Annotated in this window: 19 protein-coding genes; 15 read left to right on the forward strand and 4 right to left on the reverse strand. The window is 59.1% G+C overall.

The window, feature by feature from the left end:
- Positions 1 to 37 precede the first annotated feature (37 nt).
- From G3O06_RS08245 to G3O06_RS08290, 10 genes are all read left to right on the forward strand, one after another.
- The gene (locus G3O06_RS08245; protein ID WP_254607939.1) at positions 38 to 424 is read left to right on the forward strand and encodes a hypothetical protein; all 387 of its coding nucleotides are present in this window, start codon (positions 38 to 40) and stop codon (positions 422 to 424) included.
- 14 nt (positions 425 to 438) lie between these two features.
- Complete coding sequence (locus tag G3O06_RS08250) at positions 439 to 822, forward strand: hypothetical protein (protein WP_174979071.1); 384 nt, start codon at positions 439 to 441, stop codon at positions 820 to 822.
- 89 nt (positions 823 to 911) lie between these two features.
- Positions 912 to 1,340: a lytic transglycosylase domain-containing protein gene (locus G3O06_RS08255; RefSeq protein WP_241019612.1), complete on the forward strand. Its 429-nt coding sequence runs from the start codon at positions 912 to 914 to the stop codon at positions 1,338 to 1,340.
- Positions 1,341 to 1,617: 277 nt separating this feature from the next.
- Positions 1,618 to 2,859, forward strand: coding sequence for a cyclic nucleotide-binding domain-containing protein (locus tag G3O06_RS08260; protein WP_174916036.1), 1,242 nt, complete (start codon positions 1,618 to 1,620; stop codon positions 2,857 to 2,859).
- A gap of 13 nt (positions 2,860 to 2,872) precedes the next feature.
- Positions 2,873 to 3,637, forward strand: coding sequence for a flagellar motor protein (locus tag G3O06_RS08265; RefSeq protein WP_089453483.1), 765 nt, complete (start codon positions 2,873 to 2,875; stop codon positions 3,635 to 3,637).
- 39 nt (positions 3,638 to 3,676) lie between these two features.
- A complete protein-coding gene (locus G3O06_RS08270; protein ID WP_205815693.1) occupies positions 3,677 to 4,351 on the forward strand; it encodes an OmpA family protein in 675 nt (224 codons plus the stop codon).
- Positions 4,352 to 4,520: 169 nt separating this feature from the next.
- On the forward strand, positions 4,521 to 6,383 hold the full coding sequence (locus G3O06_RS08275) for a methyl-accepting chemotaxis protein (RefSeq protein WP_205815694.1): 1,863 nt from the start codon (positions 4,521 to 4,523) through the stop codon (positions 6,381 to 6,383).
- Between the two features lie 105 nt (positions 6,384 to 6,488).
- Positions 6,489 to 6,905 (forward strand): hypothetical protein, encoded by a 417-nt coding sequence (locus G3O06_RS48950; protein WP_241019592.1) that lies wholly within the window; start codon positions 6,489 to 6,491, stop codon positions 6,903 to 6,905.
- Positions 6,906 to 7,397: 492 nt separating this feature from the next.
- The gene (locus tag G3O06_RS08285) at positions 7,398 to 10,913 is read left to right on the forward strand and encodes a hypothetical protein (RefSeq protein ID WP_205815695.1); all 3,516 of its coding nucleotides are present in this window, start codon (positions 7,398 to 7,400) and stop codon (positions 10,911 to 10,913) included.
- A gap of 405 nt (positions 10,914 to 11,318) precedes the next feature.
- Positions 11,319 to 11,540 (forward strand): hypothetical protein, encoded by a 222-nt coding sequence (locus G3O06_RS08290; protein ID WP_241019593.1) that lies wholly within the window; start codon positions 11,319 to 11,321, stop codon positions 11,538 to 11,540.
- A 161-nt stretch (positions 11,541 to 11,701) separates the two neighbouring features.
- On the opposite strand, the gene G3O06_RS08295 is transcribed toward G3O06_RS08290, so the two are convergent.
- The 3 genes from G3O06_RS08295 to G3O06_RS08305 form a co-directional block, all read right to left on the reverse strand.
- The gene (locus G3O06_RS08295; protein ID WP_205815696.1) at positions 11,702 to 12,937 is read right to left on the reverse strand and encodes an amidohydrolase family protein; all 1,236 of its coding nucleotides are present in this window, start codon (positions 12,935 to 12,937) and stop codon (positions 11,702 to 11,704) included.
- Positions 12,938 to 12,948: 11 nt separating this feature from the next.
- A complete protein-coding gene (locus G3O06_RS08300) occupies positions 12,949 to 14,265 on the reverse strand; it encodes an MFS transporter (RefSeq protein ID WP_205815697.1) in 1,317 nt (438 codons plus the stop codon).
- Between the two features lie 128 nt (positions 14,266 to 14,393).
- On the reverse strand, positions 14,394 to 15,305 hold the full coding sequence (locus G3O06_RS08305; protein WP_174918889.1) for a LysR substrate-binding domain-containing protein: 912 nt from the start codon (positions 15,303 to 15,305) through the stop codon (positions 14,394 to 14,396).
- Between the two features lie 207 nt (positions 15,306 to 15,512).
- Here G3O06_RS08305 and G3O06_RS08310 point away from each other — a divergent pair, with 207 nt between their 5' ends.
- The 4 genes from G3O06_RS08310 (at position 15,513) to yfcF (ending at position 17,442) form a co-directional block, all read left to right on the forward strand.
- The gene (locus tag G3O06_RS08310) at positions 15,513 to 15,773 is read left to right on the forward strand and encodes a hypothetical protein (protein ID WP_174979055.1); all 261 of its coding nucleotides are present in this window, start codon (positions 15,513 to 15,515) and stop codon (positions 15,771 to 15,773) included.
- Between the two features lie 43 nt (positions 15,774 to 15,816).
- On the forward strand, positions 15,817 to 16,044 hold the full coding sequence (locus G3O06_RS08315; RefSeq protein WP_205815716.1) for a hypothetical protein: 228 nt from the start codon (positions 15,817 to 15,819) through the stop codon (positions 16,042 to 16,044).
- 211 nt (positions 16,045 to 16,255) lie between these two features.
- Positions 16,256 to 16,666: a TIGR02594 family protein gene (locus G3O06_RS08320; RefSeq protein ID WP_205815717.1), complete on the forward strand. Its 411-nt coding sequence runs from the start codon at positions 16,256 to 16,258 to the stop codon at positions 16,664 to 16,666.
- 143 nt (positions 16,667 to 16,809) lie between these two features.
- On the forward strand, positions 16,810 to 17,442 hold the full coding sequence (gene yfcF, locus G3O06_RS08325) for a glutathione transferase (RefSeq protein WP_174968278.1): 633 nt from the start codon (positions 16,810 to 16,812) through the stop codon (positions 17,440 to 17,442).
- 46 nt (positions 17,443 to 17,488) lie between these two features.
- Here the strand turns inward: yfcF and G3O06_RS08330 are convergent, their stop codons facing one another.
- Positions 17,489 to 18,193 (reverse strand): hypothetical protein, encoded by a 705-nt coding sequence (locus G3O06_RS08330; RefSeq protein ID WP_205815698.1) that lies wholly within the window; start codon positions 18,191 to 18,193, stop codon positions 17,489 to 17,491.
- A gap of 204 nt (positions 18,194 to 18,397) precedes the next feature.
- Here G3O06_RS08330 and G3O06_RS08335 point away from each other — a divergent pair, with 204 nt between their 5' ends.
- Positions 18,398 to 18,808, forward strand: a complete 411-nt coding sequence (locus G3O06_RS08335; protein ID WP_205815699.1) for a hypothetical protein — start codon at positions 18,398 to 18,400, stop codon at positions 18,806 to 18,808.
- Positions 18,809 to 18,927 lie beyond the last annotated feature (119 nt).

An 18,927-nucleotide genomic window follows, 5' to 3' on the forward strand; every position in this document is an offset into this window, starting at 1 on the left:
GCCGATAACGCAGGTCCAGTGACCGCAAGAGAAACACGTGAAACCGTTCGTCATGCTTGTCTTTGCCGCTGCGCTCGTCATGTCAGCCGGCTGCGCCCAACTTCAATCCGGGCGCCAGGACGCGAATGCGCACAACGACGCCCCCGCCGCGTCGACGTCGCTCGTCGATTTCGTCATACCAGCCGATGCGCTTGGCGCACGCGATCCCCAGTTGACCGCGTTGCTGGCGAAAGTCGGCGCACTCGCATCGAAGCAGTCGCAACCGATGACAATTCGCGTGGCCGCGCTGCCGCAGGATTTCGGCTACCTGAACCAGTCCATCCGGCGCGGCATCGCGACGCCGCGTGTCGCGGCGGTTCGCGTCGAGAACGTCGCGGCCGGCAGTTGCCGGCCGTACAGCGTCCAGGTCGGACCGACCCAGTAACAGGAGATCCCGCGATGCTACGACTATCGATCTGTGCGGCCATGCTCGTGTGCGGCACCGCGTGTGCGGCGCCACCCGGCGACGGTGCGCCGTTTGCCCCTGCCGCATCCAATCAGGTGTTTCCGCCGCTACCGCCGTTCGCGTCGCTGCCGCCGGGGGCGGGCGGTGACGATGAAGTGCAGGCTCCCGCGCCGGCGGGTGGTCGTCACGCGAAGAAGCTGCGCCACGCACCGTCCGTGAAGAAGGCCCCGGAATTTCAGGTGCGTCTCGTCGTGACCGACGAGTCGCGCGCGGCGCTCGCCGCCGAGGACAAGAAGCTCGACGACGCGCTTGCGAAGAGCACACACGAACGGCGCACGACGGGGGCCGGTGCAGCTGCGCTGGCGATGACGCCATGAACCCGCGAAATCGAAGCGGCGGATACGTGACGGCCCGGGCCCGCAATGTCTCGATGCGGCCGGGCTGGATGCCGTGGCTATGGCTCGCGATGTTGCTGACTGCGCTCTTCGTCACGCCGGTGCGTGCGGACGACGCCGTGCCCGGCAGCGAATGCTTCGAGCGCGCAGCCGGCTATCAGGGCGTCAACCCGCAGATCCTGCGTGCGATCGCCTGGTACGAATCGAAGGGCAATCCGGCTGCCGTGCATCGCAACGCGGACGGCAGCATCGACGTCGGCCAGACCCAGATCAACTCGGTGCACTTCGGCGAGTTGCGTCGCTATGGCGTGCCGCCGGGTGCGCTGAAGGACGCCTGCGTGAACATCTACGTCGCGGCGTGGATGCTGAAACGCAAGATGGTCCGCTACGGGAATACCTGGCAGGCGATCGGCGCCTATCACTCGGAAACGCCGCGCTTCCGGGACGAATACGCGCGAAACATCCACGCGGTGCTCGTGTCGTGGGGCGTGCACGAGTGAGCCACCTCGTTGTGAGCGTTGAAGGCCGGAAGTAAGGAACGCGGCGGGCCGGGCCGATCCAGGGAACGTGTTTCGACCTGTCGTTTTCCCTGATGTATCGCGCCTTATCCGCAGCGCAAACGATTTACATCAAATTCTGCTCACGGAACCCCTGAGACGAGGTTAAAGAACCCCAGCGCGCGTGTCGTAAACGGGAGTACGGGGAACGGCGGCGATGATCGCACATGAAGCGCGACGCGCGGCCGTACAAGAAAGCAAGCGCAGCAGGGGAATCGACGTGAATCGTCAGCAATCGTGGACGCGTACAGCGGCGCCCGGGGAAATCATTTACTCCGAGGGCTTTGCGGGTGAGCCCGTCATCTTCTTGATCACCGACGGCAAGGTCGAGCTGTCCACGCGATGCGACGACAAGCGCGTCGTCGTCGCGACACTCGGCCGAGGCGAGTTCTTCGGTGAATCGGCGTTGCTCGCGGCCGAGCCCCGTGCTCATACCGCGAAGGCGCTTTCATTCTGTCAGCTCACGGTCGTGCCGGCCGGCACGCTCGATGAAGAAATCGAGCGTGTGTCGGCGCTGCTGCGTCACATCGTGCGGACGATGATCCGCCGCGTGAAGCGCAAGGACGACCAGCTCGCCACCTACACGCATGCCGACTTCATGCCGGGCGTGCTGTCGTATGCGCATGTGCTGGCGCTGATGGCGGGCGGCGATGCGCGCGATGGCGGCGACGCGTGGACGCGCCGGCCGATGCAGGCTCATGCGGCCGAAACCTCGGTGCCGCTCGCCGAAGTGATCCGCAAATGCCGCGCGATTGCCGGCCACTCGCGGCCGCACGTGCTCGCGATGCTGCGACGCATGGAGAAGCTCAATCTCGTCACGATCGAAGCGGCGCAGGCGGACCATGCGGGCGGGGCAGTCGACTATGCGTCGTCGTCGGATGCACGCCAGGTCGTCACGTTCGACGCCGCGCGCGTGATCGATCGCGCGCAGCAGGTGGCCGATCACGATCTCGACCTGTCGATCAACAGCGAACTCGAACTCATCGAGCTGGCCGATCTTGAAGCGCTGATCGGTGTCGAGAAGACGATGCTGCTCAACAAGCTGTCGAACGGCGAGATTGCCGACGAAGTGTTCGCGTTCCGCAAATCGAAGGTGCTCAGTTACGTCGAGCAGAAGGGTGTCACGTACTTCTCGCGACGCAATGCGCGTCGTGGAGAGGTGCGCTCGCTGGAGGATCTCGTGTCGATCGACCAGCGCACGCTGTTCGACGTCATCAGCGCGTTCGATACCTACGATCTCGCGAAGCTGATCGCGAATCTCGACGATCGCGCGGTGGCCGACAAGCTGTTTTCCGTGATGACCGAGGCGCGGCGCAACGAGGTGTCGTGGGTGATGCGCCGCGAGCTCAAGCTCGATCCGGTCGAAATCGAGGATATCGAGCAACGCGTGCTGGATGCCGTTCGCGCGGCGAAGGCGCCGGCGGCGGGCACTGCACCCGTCGCATCGGCATCGGATGCATGACAAGGGGGCGCACATGGATCTGTTGACCCTGGCCGGTGTGGTGTTGGGTGGTGCGGCGATCGTGTTCGGTTTCGCGCTGGAAGGCGGGCATTTCTCGATGCTGTTCCAGTTCGAGGCGCTCGTGATCGTGCTCGGCGGTACGCTCGGCGCGGTGATGATCCAGAACACGTGGGCGCGCTTCTTCGACGCGGTGAAACAGCTGCGGCTCGCATTCGTGCGGGCGCGCGAAGTCGATCGCAAGAACCTGTCCGACCTGCTCGAATGGGGCGACCGCGCGAAGCTCGACGGGCTGCTCGCGTTCGAATCGATGGACGTGAGCGGCATCCATCCGTTCGCGCGCCGCGGGCTCGAACTGCTGGCGAACGGTGTATCGACCGCCGTGCTCGAGGACGCCTTGCAGCGCGAACTCGATGCCTACGAACGCAGCCGCCTCGCCGCCGCGCGCGTGTGGCAGCAGGCCGGCGGGTATGCGCCGACGTTCGGCATTCTCGGCTCGGTGCTGGGGCTCGTGCAGGTGACGAGCCACATTCTCGAACCCGCGCAGCTCGGGCCGGGCATTGCGGTCGCGTTCATCGCGACGCTGTACGGGCTGGCGTTCGCCAACCTCGTGTTCCTGCCGCTTTACGGCAAGCTGCGCGCGCAGATCGACAGCGAGCTGCGGTTTCGCAAGCTGTATCTCGACGGCTTGCTGGCGATTTCGCGCAAGGAATCGCCGCATACGATCGAGACGCGCCTGACCGGCGACGTGCGCGGGCGCGCTGCCGAATCGCTCGCGTGATGGGCGTGTGTCGTACGACGAACCCGGATTTCCAACCGCATGACTGCTCGAACTGACGGTGCATCCGCTGCCGATCGCGACGACGACGAACTCGAAGGCGCGCAATCCGGCCGCTGGCTGATTTCGTACGCGGATCTCATCACGACGCTGATGGTGCTGTTTCTCGCGTTGTACGTGCTCCAGCTCGCGAAATACAACGCGCTCGACGCGCGGTACCAGACGCTTGCGCGGCATGCTGCAGGCGCGGCGAGCGCATCTGCTGCCGCCACCGTGACGCCTGAGCACTCGCCGCCATGGCTCGCATTGCTCGATTCGTTGAAGTCGAACGGCCGGATCTCGCTCGTGAAAGCGCCGCATGGCGTCGAGATCGGCATCGACGCGAAGATCCTGTTCAACGTCGGCGATGCGCGCCTGCTGCCCGATTCGTCGCCCGTGCTGAACCAGATCGCGCAGGCACTGAGCGATCACGCGACCGGCGACATTCTCGTCGAAGGGCATACCGATAGCGTGCCGATCGCGAACGCGAAATACGAATCGAACTGGGAGCTGTCGTCGGCGCGCGCGGGGAGCGTCGTGCGCTACCTGACCGAGCGCGGTGTCGCGTCGCACCGGCTCGCGGCCATCGGGCGGGCCGATACGCAGCCGCTCGTCGCGGGTGACGATGCCGCCGCGCGGGCGCGGAATCGGCGTGTCACGATCTTCGTTGCATACTGATTCGCGCTGAATTTTCGTTGTTCGTGCATCTATAAGCGGCCGCATATGTCCGCCTGACAACGACATAACGAATCTCGCATGATGAGCATGTGAAATCAGCGATGCGCTTCTGCGCGTGCATGCCGATAACCCAATCTGGCTCAGACCGAGCGGTTATCGAGGGTTCCCCATGCATTTCTGGCGCAAGCTTTCCATACAGAACAAGCTGATTCTCAGCATGACGAGTTGCCTGCTCGTGTTCGTCGCGATCTCGAGCGGACTCAGCATCCGTCTGATCGGCAACGCGGTGCGCGATCGCGTCGTCCGCGAAGAGTTGCCGACGGCTGTGAACGGCATCCGCGCCGACGTGCAGCGGCAGATGGCCGGGCCGATCGCCGCGTCGCGGATTCTCGCGCGCGATGCGTTCCTGCTGCAATGGGAAGCCGAGGGCGAACCCGACGCCGGCACGCGCAACTGGATCCAGCTCGCGAAGAACGTGAAGGACGAGCAGAAGGCCGCGTCGGTGCAGTGGGTGTCCGTGAAGAGCGGCAACTACTACAACGAATCCGGCCTGCAGCGGAAGGTGACTGACAAGGATCAGTGGCTGACTGGCTTCCTGTCGTCCGGCAAGGCGTTCGACGTGAACATGGACCGAGAGGTGACGGTCGGCGGCTACATGATGTTCATCAACAGCCGCGTTGAACTCGATGGCGTGCCGATTGGTGCGGCGTGCATGAGTTTGTCCGTCGATGCGCTCGCGAAGGGTATTGCTGCGTACCGGATCGGCGAGAGCGGGTTCGCGTATCTCGTGCGTCCCGACGGCGCGATCATGATGCATCGCGATACGGCGCTGATTGATGGCAAGCATTTCATGAAGGATCAGCAGGGGCTGCCGGGGGATGCGTCGTCGACGCTGTTGGCTGGCCAGCCGTATGCGTACCTGAGCTACAACGGTGATGGCGGTGCGCGTTTTATCGCGACGTCGTTCATTCCGGAGTTGAATGCGTATGTGGTCGTCGAGGTGCCGCAGGCGGAACTGCTCGGGCCGGTGACGCGTGCGATTCGCAGCGCGGCGCTGGTTGCGGCGGTGGTGGGGCTTGGTGTTGCACTGCTCGTGATCTGGCTGGTGGGGCGCGCGATTGCTGCGCCGATCCGTCGCGCGGCGACGCTGCTGTCGGAAATCGCCAGTGGCCAGGGTGACCTGACGCGCCGGATGACGGTCGAGAGCCAGGACGAGATCGGGCAGTTGTCGGATGCGTTCAACCGGTTCGTGTCGTCACTGTCGACGCTGGTGCACAGCATTCGCGCGGCTTCCTCGTCGATTGCGACCGGGTCGGCGCAGATTGCGACGGGGAATGCAGACCTCAGCGAACGCACCGAAGGGCAGTCAAGCAACCTGGAGCGCACGGCTTCGTCGATGGAAGAGATCACAGCCGTGGTGCGGAACAACACCGAAACGGCGACGACGGCCGCGAAGATGATCAACGGCGCTTCCGATACGGCGGCGCGCGGCGGGCAGGTGGTGGGTGAGGTCGTGACCACGATGCAGGAGATCAGCGACGCGTCGCAGCGGATCTCCGAGATCATCGTGATGATCGACAGCATTTCGTTTCAAACGAATATTCTGGCGCTGAATGCCGCTGTGGAAGCGGCGCGGGCCGGCGAGCAGGGGCGCGGGTTTGCGGTGGTGGCTTCGGAAGTGCGGAATCTTGCGCAACGCAGCGCGCAGGCAGCGAAGGAGATCAAGGCGCTGATCGAACATAGCGCGGGCACGGTGAGTACCGGGTCGCGGCTGGTGAGTGAGGCCGGGAAGGTGATGCGCGATGTCGTGTCACAGGTTCAAGGCGTGAGCGCGATGATGAGCGAGATTGCTGAGGCCAGCCTGGAGCAGAGTGCAGGCATCGATCAGATCGGGGACGCGGTGCAGTCGCTCGATCAGATGACGCAACAGAATGCGGCGCTGGTGGAAGAAAGCGCGGCGGCCGCGGCGAGCTTGAAGCAGCAGGCGGCGGAATTGACCCGGCTGGTGTCGGCTTTCAAGGTGGATGAGTAAAGTCTGATTCGCGATTTAGAATAAGGTGCTTCTGAGGGACGGCTGCCGTGGGTTCACGGCAGCCGTTTTTGCATGTCGGTGCGGGATTTGGTAACGCTTATAAAAATGAAACGCATTTCCAGGTGGAAGATCGGGGTGGGGGCAGCGGTGCTCGTCGCGGTGGCGGCTGCGGTGGGGGCGAAGGTGATTGTGTCGCCTACTGATTCTTATCTTGCGTATCGGAAGAAAGCCGTCGACGCGATTACAGCGGCGCGGATGGAAGATCAGGCGGATCTGGACAAGAAATACACGGCCGAGGTGAATGCGCGGCTGGTTAAGCTTGTTGGAGCGGTTAAGGCGAAAGGGTTTTCCGGGAAAGCGGGGAGTAACGTGCAAAACGTTGTGCCCGATGACGGGATGACGCCCGGGCCGGATGGGTTGTTCTTGAAGTCGGATGACTGGAATGTGAACCTTCTGGTTACTACAGTTCCGCTTGAAGGCTTGGGCCAAGAGGGCAGATGCGGGGATCAAGTCCTCGGGTGATGTTGCCGTTATCTTCGATAACGAGACTTTTTATACGGATGTGTTCGCCGATGACGCCGCGGCGTTTCGGTTTGCCGAGTTGCTGGTGAGGCGGAAGCCGGCTGATGCGGTGGTGAAGGCATTGCTGCTCGGGGAAAGCCAGGATGGGGTGCCGGAGGGGCCGAATACGTTGGCGGTCTCTGTCAAGCAAGGGGAGAGGGTTTATGTCCTCTTGCGGGAGGCGACGGTGCCGATGACTGCGACCTGTGCAGCGGGGCGGTAGTTGAGGAGCAGCGGCACAATTCCTTCACGAAGCATGTTCCTATGCTTAAGAGTTACCCTAGGATCACGGTGAGTGTTAGGTCTATGCTCGAGGCAGTCGCTAAATGACTCGGTTGCACTTGATATAACATCTGATTGTTATACGCAAGATGCACAAAACTGAGATGCAGGCGTCAGTTTTGAAATAAAAAATGTGTCGAGTAACAGAAAATTTTATATTCGGGGGATAGAATGGCCGAGTCAGGTGGACCGACAACGCAGTCGGGGATTTATTATCAAAACACGATTTCTGCTCTCTATTTAGGAGCGCTGCTGGATCTTCGCGTGTCTCCTAATGAGAGGGCTCGAATAGTTTCTGTGCGAATCGAAGCTCCTGAAGAAATCGATGACACGATTGTCGAGTATTCGGATGGATCGATGCTCTATATACAGGCTAAGGAGCAATTTTCGTTGCAAGGTGAGGTTTGGGATAAATTTTGGGCTGCGGCAAGAGAGCAAAACACAAAGTGTAGTAACAATCGTGATCGGTTTCGCCTTGTGCTTGGTACCATGGGCGCCTCGATGGAGAATCTGCGAGAAACGCTTGAGCGCGTGCAAGGAAAAGAAAATATTCGAGAGTGGCTAAATTCATTAAATAAACAGCAGAAGGCCATTGCTGAATCGATCTTGTCAACACTTGCCTTGCCGGAACAAGAGGCGTACGTCGTAGTAAAACGAACGCGTGCCGAGTTTGTCACGCTAGATGTCGCGGAAACGACTCGGGTTAGAGATTGGATGCCTCTCGCATCGGAACCGAAATTGGCCTTGCTGAGTCATTTAAGAGACTGTTGCGGTGGTGCTGGTCGAATTCGTTATACATTTCGCTCTGTAGAATTGTCGGAGTTATTGCTCGAAAAATTCAATGTCCGCGTTTTCGGATCTCATGGAGATGGGCTTGAGCAGTATCGCGAAGCGATTGCTATTCAGGTCGGTAATATCGGAGTTCCTGGTACTTCTTTATCGATACGCGAAGATGATGTGCTGATATGGCCGACTGCTATATCAATTGACAACACCATGAAGACGGATTTTGAGGATGAAGATCCGTGGCTTGTTCGTCGATATGATGGAGATAAAATCGATTTGAAGATTTTCCCATCACCGGAAATGCGCGCTGTGATTCTTGAAAGTGGGGCTGGATACGGAAAATCAACTATTCTCAGAGCGACCGTCCGTCGACTGGCAATTAAAACGACATATATTCCGGCATTGATTCATGCGGAATTTCTTCCCGATCATCCGACTATACAGGAATATTTGAATGCAGAGTATAACGCACTTTATCAAACTAATATTGATTGGACTGCCCTTTGTGAACAAGGGCGTGCCGTGATAGTCATTGATGGAGTCGATGAGCTTAGTGATGGTGCTCGAGCTGCACTTGTTAATATGATAGAGCGTGCTGCGGCTCGATTTCCGAATACGTCATTTTTGATTGGCGCTCGCGATGCGTCGGTTACTACATTTCCCCCGCATTTCAAATTGATCCGTGTGCAAAGGCTCGACGATGAGCAGATGATGGGAATGTTAAAGGCATATTTTAGAGCCCGCGGCGAATTTAATGTTGCTGAGATTGTGCGGCATGTACGGGCCTATCAAGAGTTGGAGTTGCTTTGTCGCATTCCGCTGTTTCTTGCTATCTTTTCTGCGACACTGAAAAAAAATGAAAAAATCCCGACTAGTAGGGTTGAGATGCTTGAGCTTTATTTAAGAAATGCATTTTCTCCGGAGAAAAATAAAAATGTCAAAAAAACGGATGTTGGGAAGACGCAGCTTCGGCGAGGTGCGGAGGCGGTTGCCTCTATTTCTTTGAAGAGGAATGAGGCTGCCATTCCAGAAACCAAGGTGCGTGCTGAGCTGAGTAGAATACTTGGGGACGCGATCGGTGATGATTGCGTAGATACTTTACTTCAATATGGATTGATTGAGCGTCGTGGTTCGCGTCTGGCCTTCTGTATTCCAACGGTTCAAGAGTACCTCGCTGGATGTGTCTTGGCGGAAGCCGTTACTTTAGAAGCGGCTGGCTTGTTGGAGAATGTCTATAGACGCCCTTGGGCCCAGGCAATTCAATATGCGGTTGAGAAAATAGATGATGCTGGTGGTATTCTTCGGCAACTGATTGAATCTGAGGATGATCTTTTTTATACATCGTTGCGACTTGTGGCAAGATGTATTGTCAATGGTGCAAAGGTCGACGCAGCTCTTAGAGAGTCAGTTGCATCGAGATTGGCTAAGGCGTGGGTTAGAGGTGGGTATATTGTTGAGCGACAAATTGGAAATTTAATTGCCGATGGTTTTTCTCGGCCACTTCATCCTGAGATTAGGCGTGTATTGATTGAGAGTGGTGAAAATTATTTTGAGCGATCTATTATTATCGATAGGGCGTCAGATAAAATTCTCACGTTGGAATGCCTTGAGGCGCTACTCAATAGAGAGGATATTCGAGAGCTGTGGGGCGAAGGTTGGTGTCGTGCAATAAAGCCAGTCTTAGGCGATGCGGTTGCGCTTTTGGTTGGCCGGGCTCGACGTGAAACTCGCGGATCTTTAGCTCTCGGAGTGATTTCGGAGATCTTTTACAAATTACGAGACGAGTCGTCGGTTGATTGGAAGATTATCTCAGATGATGAAACCCTTCCTCCGATTATACGAGCGGCTGCGATGTTTGGCCCCCCAGCAGGTGCTAGGGAGCCGGGCCCCGAATTGATTGATGCTGCGTTGGCAGAGACAGAGAGCGAGCATCTTTGGCCGAGCTTCCCTGCTGCTTACCTATCAACTACTTGGTGGAAGGTGCATCTCCGCGCGCGCTATCGTGTGGAGGCAACCAATGCCGGTGGATATCCGCTTGCACACCTTAACTCTGATGGTGACATATCCCGTGAACTTGTGGAGTTTTTATCAGAGATTGCGGATGATCCGCTTACTAACTCAAGATATAGGGCTGGCCTTGTTGTTTTGTTGGGGGCTTTCGGTATCGAGAAATTTTCCGATGCGGCTATTGATTGTCTCGCGGTAGCGGATATATCTGATATTCTGGGCTGGGTTCATGAGGTGCCGTATTTTTCCGAAGACAGAAAATGCCGCGGGATTGAGGTGATTTTTGAGCGAAATTTGCCAAATTTAGAGAAATTTAGAATTATAAAATCATTGAGTTTTCACATAAATTTGAAGCCATCTGGGAAGCGTGGGAGGCTCTGGGGAGGTGGTCCATTTTTGACGAAGAAAGATCCTGATGAATCGATGAAGCTGCTTGTTTGCCAGGCAGAGAATTTAATGAAGGAAAAGGATATTGATGGCCCTGAGGTAAGAGAGCTTCGATTAATATGTGCAGTGCATGGTTCAAGTGACGCGGCACATCAACTTGCGTTAGAGGTTGGGAGTTATCTTGATGGGCGAGATGTAATTGACCATGATGATTGGTCGTGGTTGGCCGGAGCTATCGATGTTCTTTGGCAAAAAGGTTTTGTGGTTGATGTTGATAGGCTTTGGCAAATATTGGAAAAAGGGCAAGATTTGCCAATGCATAGTATTGTAAGTATGATTGTTGGGAAGAGCGGGGCGGGTTGTTATGCGAATTTAATTGATTTTGTTAACAGGTATCCTAAATCGACTGCTATGCATGCGGTGTATTTTTATTTTGAAAGAAACGCGGAGCGAGAAGGTCTTAAGGTGCAAGTTCTGAATGGAAAATTTCATGTTGCAAAGATCTGAGTGATGTCGAGTGTTTTATAATTAATTTAATGTGTGGTAAATTGGATGGATTGTCGATTTGAATTTGATGGTGATTTTATAAGGTTTTGGTTTGCGAGGGAGTGAAATACACTGATCACAGTGGAAAATTCGAACGAGATTGGTGGCAATGCGCTTCAACGATCGATTTTTGCATGCAAAGGCGGTCTTGTTGTTCGCGGTACCCCAGCGTTTCGCCGAGCGTACTCAAAGAGGTCGGACTCTTGGCTACGGTATTCTGATTGCGCGGAACGGACATCGGACGACATGCAGTTGTCGCGGATGTCGAGTGTGGTGGGGCGCTTTGTGCACGAAGCTTCGGCCGTCGCTTGAGCCTTGCCGAACCTTTGTGTGTGAGGCATAAACTGATGGCCAAGGAGCCACTTTATGCCACGCGAACGCAAGGAAGCGCAGGAGGGCCAGCCGTACATGCCATGGATGCGCGCCATCGACTTGCATTTCGAGATGTTCGGATTCAAGCCGGGTGATCGCGTCTATCTTGAGTTCAACTTTGATTTCCGAAAGGTCATCATCACGCCCGACTACAGCGCGCTGAACTGGCGAGAGCAGCCTTACGGTGCGGCGGCCCAGGAAGAGGAGCAGGCATAAGCAGCAAGGGCCGCTTCGCGCGGCCCTTGCTGCTGGATTTCTGTTTCCGCGTGAACATAACTGAGAGCGGGCGCTATTGCGGGCGCCGTGTCCGTGTTGATGTTCACCGTTAACGATTGTCACGACCGCTGTATGCGGAGGGACTCGCGCAACCGCGAACGCTAACCCGCGCGCGCTTTCACGATCTTCCCTCGCTGCAGTACATATTCGACGCGTTCACCTTGACCGGCCACCACCCCGATATCCTCAAGCGGATTCCCGTCCAGCACGACCAGATCCGCGATCGCTCCCGCCGCGACCACCCCGAGCTGCCCCTGCATGTTGACGATCTCCGCCGCCACGGTCGTCGCCGACCTGAGCGCTTCCAGATTCCCCAGCACCTCCGCCCGAATCCGAAACTCCCCGCTTTGAAATGCATGCATTTCCCCGAGCAGATCCGACCCGAACCCCATCTTCACGCCGGCGTTCGCATAGATTTCCAGCGATTCGCGTCCCTTCTGCTGAACGGAAGCCACCTTTGCCACCGATTCGGGCGGCATCCCGAACTCCGCGCCGTGTTTGGCAAGCGCGTCATAAGTGACAAGCGTGGGCACCACAAACGCCCCATGCTCGTGCATCAGTTTCGCCGCCGCCTCATCCACAAGATTCCCATGTTCGATCGTCCTCACCCCACAGCGCACCGCCCGAGCAATCGCCCGCCCCGTGTATGCATGCGCCATCACATAAGTATTCGCGGCCTCGGCTTCATCCACGATTGCCCGAATCTCGTCCTCGGAGTACTGCGTGTTCGCAATCGGGTCGGTCGGCGAAGCCACGCCACCTGACGCCATGATCTTGATCTGCGTCGCGCCTTTCTGAATTTCTTCACGTACCGCAAGCCGCACACCTTCGACCCCGTCCACCACACGCGCAATCGCACCCGTCCTGAAACAGCACGAGCAAGGCTCCAGCAAGTCCCCGCGAGGCCGAAAGTCCCCATGCCCGCCGGTCTGCGACAACGCCTTTCCCGACGGAAAAATCCGCGGCCCCGACACTAGCCCGGTCTCGACCGCCTGCATCAAGCTCCAGTCCGCGCCCCCTGCATCGCGCACGCTGGTGAACCCGCGCGACAACATCGCATCGAGAATCGGCAACGACCGAATCGCCGCAAGAATATTCGGCTGCGTCGCATTCGCGCCGAGATTCGCATTCGAAGCCAGCACATGCACATGGCAATCGATGAACCCCGGCATCACGGTCTTGCCGCGCACGTCGATCAGTTGCGCATTCGGAAAATCCACCGGCCGATCGGTGACTTCGACAATCCGGTCGCCGTCGATCACGACATGATGATGGTCGAGCAGCACGCCCCGTTCGAGATCGAGTACGTTGCCGCCTTGCAGCACGGTAATGGTCATGGAGAAGGTCCTTATCGAGTCGTTGACGTGTTGCGCCGTGCGTCCTTCACGAAGCGCGTTCCGATGAAGCTGACGGCCGCCGCGAGGGTCACGTAGAAGGCAGGCGCCATGTTGCTGCCGGTGCGGGCGATGAGCCACGTGATCAGGAACGGCGCGAAGCCGCCGAAGATCGTGACCGCGAAGTTGTAGGCGACGGACAGCCCGGTCGACAGCACCTTGGTCGGGAACAGTTCTGCGAACGCCGCGAGGATCGGCCCCGTGTAGGTCGCGATCAGCACGCCGAACACGGCCTGGAACACGATCAGCGACGTGAACCCGGGCGCATGGTTGATCCACGCGAACATCGGCCACGCGAGCACGAAGATGGCAAGCGCCGATCCGGACAGGAACACGCGCCGTCCCCACACGTCGGCGAGCCGGCCGACGATCGGCGAGCAGCACATGATCATCAGCCCGCCGACCATGCCGGCCGCGAAACCGGTCGATTGCGGCAGATGCAGCGTGCGCACGGAATAAGTCGGCATGTAGAAGAGCAGCACGTAGGTGCAGACGGTCCACAGAATGACCATCGCAAAGCTTGCGAACGTCTCGCGCGGGTAGGTGGACAACACTTCCTTCAGCGGCGAGCTCTCTTTCGCCTGCGCTTCGACGGCACTGAATGCTGGCGTCTCGTCGATATGGCTGCGGATGTAGTAGCCGACGGGCCCGACGATGATCCCGAGCAGGAACGGCAGCCGCCAGCCCCAGCTATGCAGCGCCTGCACGTCGAGCGACGTCGTGACGAAGGTGCCGGTCGCGGCGCCGAGCAGCACCGCGAAGCCGATGCTCGACTGGATCCAGCTCGAGTAGTACGCGCGCTTTTCCGGCGGCGCGTATTCGGTGAGGAACGCGGTGGCGCCGCCCATCTCGCCGCCGGCCGAGAAGCCTTGCAGCAGCCGCGCGACGACGATCAGCAGCGGCGCGGCGATACCGGCCTGTTCGTAGGTCGGCGCGAGCCCGATGAGCGCGGTGCCGGCTGCCATCATGAGGATGGTGAGCGACAGCGCGGCCTTGCGCCCGACCTTGTCGGCGTAGATGCCGAGCACGATGCCGCCGACGGGCCGCATGAAGAAGCCGACGCCGAACGTCGCGACGGTCAGCAGCACGGACGTCAGTTCGTTGCCGGTCGGAAAGAACAGTTTCGCGATGATGACCGCGAAGAAGCTGTAGACGGTGAAATCGAACCATTCGAGACCGTTGCCGATCACGGTCGCGACGATGGCGCGGCGGCGCTGCTGCACTGCGGCATCGACGGCTGGTGCGGCGCGCGGGGAAAGCGTTCCTTGCATGGTCTCTTCCTCTATCGGAATCAGAAGACGGGACGGCTGCCCCGCGTGAATCCATGCTAAGGACAGCCGGATTTTTTTCTGAAACGAAAGATTCGCATGCATGCATGCGCTACACGCATGCATCGCGATCAGGACGCGGTCTGCTTCTCCGCCTGTTCGAACAGCCAGCGTGTGAACAGGCGTGCTGCCTGGTTCTGCGCGCGGTCGTTCGGCGAGATCACGTAGTAGCCGCCGCCGTGGCTCGCGGATGCTTCCGTCACGCGCACGAGCAGGCCGGCCTCGATGCATGCGTCGATCATGTAGCGCCAGCCGAGCGACACACCCTGGCCGAGAATGGTCATCTGTACGATCTGCGGATACGAATTGATCGTGATGTCCTGCGGCAGCGCCTTCTGTCGATCGATGTCATGCATGCTGAACCATTCGGGCCACGACATCCATTGGCGCTGGCCATCCTCGAGGCGCAGCAGCGTCTCGTTCGCAAGATCGGCTGCGTCGAGCGTGCGGCCGGCCAGATAGCCGGGCGCGCAGACGGGAAACACTTCCTCGTCGAACAGGCGGCGTGCGGTGTATTCGGCCGGCGCCTGCTGGCGCACGTAGTAGACGCCGACATCGAATTCCGCCGGCGACATCGACGCGAGGCCATCTCTTACGATCAAGCGCAGCTTGATGTTCGGATAGGCGGCGCGGAAATCCGGCAGGCGAGGGGTGAGCCACAGCAGCGCGACGCCTGACGAGCATGCGATCGTCAGTTCGAGATCGCCGTACGGCTTCATCACGTCATGCGTGGCTTCCGCGCATTGCGTGAGCAGATGGTGGACCTGGGTCGCGTATTGCTCGCCGGCAATGGTCAGCCGCAGCGAACGATGCTCACGGACGAACAGCGAGCGGCCGAGGAATTCCTCGAGCTGCTGGATCTGGCGGCTGATCGCGCTTTGGGTCAGGTGCAGTTCGGCGGCGGCTTTCGTGAAGCTCGCGTGCCGCACGGCGGCTTCGAACGCGACGAGGCACTGAAGGGGCGGCAGGGGCGTGATGCGCATGGCGGGTGTGAAGGTCTTGTGGCTCGCGACATCATAAGCGCGGATCGAAAGGAAATCACAAGCCGACGCATGGGTGAAAGCCCGACCGTCTGGTGCGTAATACAGATTTACAAAGTCTGAGCAATGCGGCGTCAACAGTGGGGCGGGACGGGGCGTTCACTACTGCAGCAACAATCCCATTCACGACAAGACGGAAGAACTGCACTCATGAAACTCAAATCCATCCCCGTGATTCTGTGCGCCGCCTTGATGGCGAATGCCGCGTTCGCCGACGAGCTTCACAACAAGGCGATGGCCGCCACGCACGATCTTCAGCGGTCCATCGAGGAAATGCACATCATCCAGCAGGAACATGGCGGCGAGTTCGGCGGCCATATGGCGCGTGCGGAGCAACTGGCCCGGCAAGCCGAGCAGGAGCGTGATGCCGCGCTCGAGTACTACCGCGCGCGACATCCCGGCTGGCAGTAACGCCTGCCTGCAACACATGGCAACTACGTCTGGATGATCAATGATGAAATCGAAAACCTGTTACACCCTGGTCGCGTCGCTGCTGTTGGTCGCGTCGCTGTCCGGTTGCGTGGTGGCGCCGGCTGAACCGCCGGTAGTCGCCCCCGCTGGTGTCGTCTATGTTGCGCCGGTCGGCGTGATGCCGGCTCCCGGTTATTCGTGGCGCTATCACCCGCACTATGGGTGGGGATGGTGGCATCCGCACTACGGCTGGCACCGAGGCTGGCGCTAACGTGTGACCGCGCGGGAATGCCTGCGTGACGAATGTGGACGTAGGAGCAAGGCACGGGGAGATTTCCCCGTGTTTTTTTTGAGGGTTCCATGCCGTTGCATCAGTCGCGGATCGTATTCATGCGAAGATTGAGCGCACATCACACTCGCCCGAGAACGACGTGACCCTATTCAACCCTGAGAGCAAACCGGACGCCGCCCATCCGCCGTGGATGCCTGTTGCGATGGCCGAACTCGGCATCCGCCGCCATCCGCCCGGCAGCATCAACCCGCGCATCGTCGAATACAACAACCAGACGAACCTGGTCGGCTACGACGACAAGATTTCCTGGTGCTCGTCGTTCGTCAACTGGTGCATGTCGCATGCCGGTGTTCGCGGCACGGGATCTGCGCTCGCGCGTTCGTGGCTCGAATGGGGGAGGCCGCTGGAACGCCCGGTCTACGGCTGCATCGCGATCCTGACGCGCGACGATCCCGCGAGCTGGAAAGGGCATGTCGGTTTCTACCTGCGTCACGACGACGAGCAGGTGTATCTCTTCGGCGGCAATCAACTGGAAGAAGTACGCGAACTCGCCTACCCGTTGAACGAAGTGATCGGGTATCGCTGGCCCGACGCCGCATGATCACACCGCTGCAGCACATACAAAACAACGAACATCACGAAACCCGCCGCTGCTAACCTGTCACACAACCGCATCGACCCACCCGGAGCCCGTCGGCGCATCAGCCCGCAGCCGTGAGCATCCGCACCCACAAGGGGCCAGCAGTGCAAACCGGTAATCTCCGTCTCTACGCGGATACGCAATACACGAGCCCTTACGCGATGTCGGTCTTCGTTGCGCTCGAGGAAAAATCGCTGCCGTACGAACTGGTGACCGTCGATCTCGGCAACCGCGCGCATTTCGCGCCCGACTACGCGGCGACATCGCTGACGCAGCGCGTGCCGACGCTCGTGCACGATGATTTCGCACTGTCGGAATCGTCGGCGATTACCGAGTATCTCGACGAGACCTTCCCGGGCACGCGGCTCTATCCGGTCGAGCCGCGCCAGCGTGCGCGGGCGCGTCAGGTGCAGGCGTGGCTGCGCAGCGACCTGATGCCGGTTCGCACGGAGCGATCGACCGAAGTGCTGTTCTACGGGCCGTCGAGCGAGCCGCTGTCGAGTCTGGCGCAGGCTGCCGCGCAGAAGCTGTTCGCGGCCGCCGACAAGCTGCTCGCGCCGGGCGCGGCCAACCTGTTCGGTGAGTGGAGCATCGCGGATGTCGACCTGGCTGTGATGCTGAACCGTCTGGTGCTGAACGACGATCCGGTGCCGCAGCGCCTCGCCGACTATGCGCGGGCGCAGTGGGAGCGGCCGTCGGTGCAGCGCTGGGTGAAGCTGAAGCGGCCGCCGTTGTAATTCTCGGATCTTTGTTGTGCGCGACGTCAGGGTGTGACCTGAACAATCAGTCAACCCGGTACCAGCGACCAGATTCTGGACACACAGCGGCTGGTGCGCCGTTCGACCAGACTTGCTCCTCATCCAGGTGCAGCGAGGTCGAAGGGGCGATGTCGAAGACTACCTTAAGTGCTTGCCCAACATGGGCATCTTCGATGGGAAGCTCCCAAGTCAGGAATATCTGGATGCAATCCTGGTCCGTCGCGAAGTCGACCTCATTAAAGCCGCTGCTGCGGCGCTGAATGACGCCATGAGGCTGGCCGGTATCGAATATCACAGCTGTCCCCCGGGTCAGGGGAATGCGATGGCCCGTAGAGGGAAAATGCAAGTCCAGCCCCCGGTCCTCGCTCAGGAATAGATTGCAGAAGGCCGCACTGCCATATTGCGCACCGTCATGGTGGTACTTCGCGCCACGACAGGCCATGAGGGCTACGTCGCTGGAGGCAAGCACGGTGGGCAGTCCTAGTGCGCACGTCCAGTCGGACATTGCCTGCACGCAGCGCTTATAGTCCGGCCAGCGCGCTTGCGTTCGCGCCAAAGGCATAGCCTCGACGTCCCCGGGTTCCAGGACGAGCCGCGACGATGTTTCTCTTTCCCAGTCTGCAAGCACGCGTGCGGAGGGAACGGGCACGTCGACCGTGCCTGATAGAACGATGTCACTTATGCGTCGACTGCGGATGGCGTCGCCGCTCCAGAAATAGGAAGTCAGCATGTCTCGAATTCGACTCTGTCGAAGGGGGCATCTGGGCGATTGTAACGATTCAGCCTGATCACGTCGGCGAAAATCGGCCAGGAGCAGTCGTTCGACATTAAGACGTAGATCGCCGACAATCTACGTCACTCGCGGAACCGCTGCTTGCTGCAAGTTCCATTGCTAGATCGGTTACCAACCCCGAGTGTTGGAGGATCTCCTGATATGAGCTGGGACGTTTCGCTTTACAAGTTCACTCGACGATACAAAACCATAGAGGAGATTGCGCACGACGAACAGCCACTTTCTCTTGGTTCGCTTTCGGAAGTGCATGCGGCAGTGTCAGACGTTTTTCCGGGAACGGATTGGAGTGATCCTGCCTGGGGTATTTATGACAGTGAATTCGGCTCGATCGAGTTCAATGTGGGCAAAGACGATCCAGTAAAAAGCTTAGGCCTACATGTGCGAGCCAGCGATGCCGTCGTCGTCGGAATTCTCAATCTTTGCGAACGCATAAGATGTCAGGCTATAGACCTGACCGACGGAAGCTTCCTCGACCAGTCGGAGTTCCCTGCCGCTGGCCTGGCGAAATGGCGTGAATACCGGGATCAGATCATCGGGAAGACTAGGGGCTAATTCCCCCATCCGACGGATGCCGAACGTAGGCGCTGGCGTTAGCGATATCATCAGGCGTAATGCACTTCTAAGGCAGTGAAAATACGCCCATGAGCGTCCGCTTCCGAGATGGGTAAGCG

This window comes from Burkholderia sp. Ac-20345, assembly GCF_017104825.1.
Taxonomy (GTDB): domain Bacteria; phylum Pseudomonadota; class Gammaproteobacteria; order Burkholderiales; family Burkholderiaceae; genus Burkholderia; species Burkholderia lata_B.